This window comes from Tateyamaria sp. (assembly GCF_059783535.1).
Map to the genome: position 1 here is coordinate 1 of NZ_JBYNDP010000213.1, position 4,285 is coordinate 4,285.

Annotated in this window: 6 protein-coding genes; all 6 read right to left on the bottom strand. The window is 59.7% G+C overall.

Annotated features, from left to right (window positions below):
- Positions 1–841 (bottom strand): FAD-binding protein (locus AC6RA8_RS21540; protein WP_500355758.1); only part of this gene is annotated, 841 nt, incomplete at its 3' end.
- A 49-nt stretch (positions 842–890) separates the two neighbouring features.
- On the bottom strand, positions 891–1,262 hold the full coding sequence (sdhD, locus tag AC6RA8_RS21545; protein ID WP_500355759.1) for a succinate dehydrogenase, hydrophobic membrane anchor protein: 372 nt from the start codon (positions 1,260–1,262) through the stop codon (positions 891–893).
- Between the two features lie 13 nt (positions 1,263–1,275).
- Positions 1,276–1,659, bottom strand: a complete 384-nt coding sequence (gene sdhC / locus AC6RA8_RS21550; RefSeq protein WP_500355760.1) for a succinate dehydrogenase, cytochrome b556 subunit — start codon at positions 1,657–1,659, stop codon at positions 1,276–1,278.
- A gap of 151 nt (positions 1,660–1,810) precedes the next feature.
- Positions 1,811–2,470 (bottom strand): DUF1194 domain-containing protein, encoded by a 660-nt coding sequence (locus AC6RA8_RS21555; RefSeq protein WP_500355762.1) that lies wholly within the window; start codon positions 2,468–2,470, stop codon positions 1,811–1,813.
- Positions 2,471–2,520: 50 nt separating this feature from the next.
- Complete coding sequence (locus tag AC6RA8_RS21560; RefSeq protein WP_500355764.1) at positions 2,521–3,231, bottom strand: DUF4344 domain-containing metallopeptidase; 711 nt, start codon at positions 3,229–3,231, stop codon at positions 2,521–2,523.
- A 76-nt stretch (positions 3,232–3,307) separates the two neighbouring features.
- Positions 3,308–4,285 (bottom strand): MaoC family dehydratase (locus AC6RA8_RS21565; RefSeq protein WP_500355766.1); only part of this gene is annotated, 978 nt, incomplete at its 5' end.

Below are 4,285 nucleotides of genomic sequence, written 5' to 3' on the forward strand. Positions count from 1 at the left end.
CGTAGCGTTCCATGAACCGCTCGCCTTCAGAGTTGGTGAGGTAGCCGCCCTCGCCCCGCGCGCCTTCGGTGATGAGGCAGCCAGAGCCGTAGATACCGGTCGGGTGGAATTGCACGAATTCCATATCCTGGAGCGGAAGCCCCGCCCTTGCGGTCATGCCGCCACCGTCACCGGTGCAAGTGTGGGCCGATGTGGCCGAGAAATAGGCGCGGCCATAGCCACCTGTCGCCAGCACGACCATCTTCGCTGCGAAGAGGTGCATGGTGCCGTCATCCAGCTTCCAGCACAGAACGCCCTGGCACACCCCATCATCGGACATGATCAGGTCGATGGCGAAGTATTCGATGTAGAACTCGGCGTTGTTCTTCAGCGACTGACCGTAGAGCGTGTGCAGGATCGCGTGCCCGGTCCGGTCGGCAGCAGCACATGTGCGCTGCACAGGGGGGCCTTCACCAAATTCCGTGGTGTGGCCGCCGAAGGGGCGTTGGTAAATCTTGCCCTCTTCGGTGCGCGAAAATGGCACGCCGTAATGTTCGAGTTCATAGACCGCCTTGGGCGCTTCGCGGGCGAGGTATTCCATCGCGTCCGTGTCGCCCAGCCAATCAGACCCTTTGACCGTGTCATACATGTGCCACTGCCAGTTGTCGGGACCCATGTTGGACAGGGACGCCGCGATGCCGCCTTGGGCTGCAACGGTGTGCGAGCGTGTCGGGAACACTTTTGTCACGCACGCAGTGCGCAAGCCTTGCTCGGCCATGCCCAGTGTTGCGCGCAGTCCAGCGCCACCGGCACCAACGACCACGACGTCATATTCATGCGTCTCGTAATCATATGCAGCCATTTCGGCCTCCTCGTTTCAAAGCGGCGCTGGCGAAGCGCGCTTGGTTATTTCAAAGCGCGATGCGCGCGATCGCGAACAGGCCTGCCGCAATCATGGTGTAGGCAAATGCGGTGGTTGCGATTAACGTCAACTTACCAGCTGTCCCGTGTACGTAATCCTCGATCGCAGCGTGCGCTTCACGCATCAGGTGAACCACGATGACGATCAGGGACAGCCCCATCAAAATGGCCGGGATCGGGCGGCTGAAGAAGGTCACAACTTCGGCGTGGCTGCCACCAAGAGCCGATGCGAACAGGATAACGAGGATGGGCACCAGCGGCACAAGGAGGACCGAACTGACGATCATTTGCCAGTGATGATGCGTGCCCTCACGTCCGGACCCCAGGCCCATGGCGCGTTTGCGGTCAGTTAAAAAACGCATACCGAACCCTCCCCTAAACTGCGATCACAACAAAAATGGTCAGCAACGTGGCCAGAATGAACATGCCCTTTGCCATGTCCTCGGACACGGGCACCTGCACGAGGTAGCCGAAGTCCCAGAGCACGTGGCGCAGTCGGCCTAGCATATGGTAGAATATGCCCCATGTCGCGGCGATCAGGATCAGAGTGCCAAGCACGCTGCGCAACAAGCCATCGATCACAGCAAAGGCGGCTTCAGACGACGCCGCGGCCAGAAGCCATACAACCACAAGCACGGAGGCGATCAGGCAACCAATGCCGGTGATGCGCACCATGATCGAGGAAATCGATGTCCATTGTGGGCGGTAGATTTGCAGGTGCGGCGAAAGCGGGCGGTTGCCCCGGTTGACGTCTGCCATTGTGCATCCTTTGTGATCGGTTGCCTCTTGATACCTCTTTTTACGGACATGTCACGCGCGACCCCTTCACAAATGGCGCGGTTTTTTGGCGCATTTGCAGGATTCTGCGCAAACGTGATCACGGTTGAAATGCGTGTGATCACAAGTTTGGTCACTGTGCAGAATAAGTCACCTGTTTTGTGGTCTCACGTTGCAGCTTGCGTTTGATCTGCTCGGGATAGTCCTCGAATCCCTGCGCCGTAACGACGAAGGCGCCGGGCCCGGTGATCAGGTTTTCGAAGAAATAGGCGGTCAGATCCGTGTCGTCGGTCTCAATGGCGATGGCATTCACCGTGATGTTTTCCTGCGTCAGCACTTTGCGCTGCGTCGCGGGCTCAACCCCTTCGTTCGAGACACCATCGCCGGACACGTCGATCACCCTGCGCTGGCAATGCGCTACGGGTGCAAAGGCCGTGCGCGATACGGCAAGCGCTTCACCAATGGCGGTCGAGTAGTTCCGCCAGATACGCGCGTCGCCTTCAATCCGGTCCGCGAGGGCCAGAACGTCCTGATAGGTCCGGATTTCGGTCCATTGCACGGTCTGGCGCTGGCGCGACGCACCCGTCCATTGCACCAAGCTGACTTGCGCGCGTTGCGCAATCAGGGCATCGGCCACGATCCCGTCCCGCAACGCATGTGCCACGCCGTCCATCTGGATACGGTATTCATCGGCATCGACCGACCCCGACACATCCACGGCCAGAAGCAGCGCCAGCTCGCATGCACGCGCTGGCGACGCCCATGCCAGACAGATTGAAACCAAGCGCCACATGACAGAAGCCTAGCGCGTCCTGTCATGCAGTGCACTTCACAAACGCATCGTCATTCGAGCGCGTCATAGAGTGTGCGCAGATGGTCTTCGAACTCAGTGCACATGATGATTTCGGTGGTCCCAAGGTCATAAAACGCATTGGCCTCGCCGCATTCCTCAACCCGGACAGTCAGCGTAACGGGTAGGTCGAAATCGTCGTTCAGTGCGGCGATTTCAGCCTGCATCAGGTCCGTGGTCAGCAGGGCATGCCCACCGTGGTCGAACTGGATCGTATTGCCCTGACCCGCGATTTCATCAAAGGCCGGGCCCCAGCTGTCGAGCGCCAGCGCAAATTCATCCGGGCAGGTTTCGGCGCGCTCTGGCGGCAACCCGAGGTCAATCGCAAAATCCTCGCGCGCGTCGGGATTGGCGCCGTAGAACAGGCAGACCGTGTTGTAGAAGCGCTGCTCATCTGGCCCATGTGTATCCCAATAGGCGATATCTGCGGCAGCAGCGGCCTCTCCAAGAAAGCCAAAGGCAGCGTCATAGGCCAACGCCTGTGCCGCCTCTTCTTCATAGAACCCATCGATCAGCAGGATCGAGGCGACATCCGCCGCATCCTCTTCCTGTCCGAAGACTGGCAATTGCAGGATGTCGATCAGCGCATGTCCCAGTTCATGATAGAAGACGCCCAGAAGATTAGCCTCGACAAAGGCCTCGCGCTCCTCATCCGCAATCGCCATGCCCGGTACAAACAGGAACGGCAAAGCATATCGCAGCATGGTGTCTCTCCTTCACGTCCTGCGGGATGGCGGGTGGGGCATCGTCGTTAGACGCGCGTCACCCCGGCATCCATCCCTACATGGGCATCAAGGCCCAGTAGTCGAGATCAAGCAAGACCTCGGGCAGATACTTGCCGTCCTCACCGCGCAACCGGAACGGCGCGCCGCCCTTGGTTGCGACCAACCGCAAACGGATCGCCCCAACGCCAGGCGCCGAGGTTTCGGCCTTGTCTAGCACCTCGGACCAGGCGCGGACGGTATCCCCTGCCAGGCAGGGGTTGGCGTGCGCACCCGCGTTCAGACCGACAACCATCTGCGCATTGGCCAACCCGTTGAACGACAGTGCCCGCGCCATCGAAATCACATGGCCGCCATAGATCAGCCGCGTTCCATCAGGCCGCGCAGAGGTGTCAAAATGCACCTTGGCCGTGTTCTGCCACAGGCGGGTCGCAATCATGTGTTCTGCTTCTTCGATCGTCACGCCATCCACGTGATCGATCTGTTCTCCAATCTCGTAATCCCCCCACCGGTGCGGTTCGCCTGCCAGATCGAAATTGTATTTTGCGAAACTCAAACCTTCGGGCACTGCGAGTGTCCCCGCGGGGACAACCTTGTTCAGCTCCGGTATGACAGTTTCAGGCGCGGGCGCATCGAGATCGCCTTTCCGCACCATCACCCAGCGCACATATTCCAGCATCGCTTCGTCCCGCTGGTTCCGCCCGGTGGTCCGCACATAGACAACGCCCGACTTGCCGTTCGAATTCTGCTTGACCCCGATCACCTCGGATTGCGAGGTCAGCGTGTCACCCGGCCAGACCGGCCTGAGCCAACGGCCTTCCGCGTAACCCAGATTTGCCACAGCATTCAGCGACACATCGGGAACGGTTTTGCCAAAAACCGTATGAAAGGCAATCATGTCATCCAGTGGAGAGGCTGCAAGACCGCAGGCCTGCGCAAACGTATCCGAAGAATAGAGAGCATGACGCGCCGGATAAAGCGCGTGATAGAGCGCCCGCTCCCCTGCACCAACTGTCCGCGGCACCGCATGGGTCAG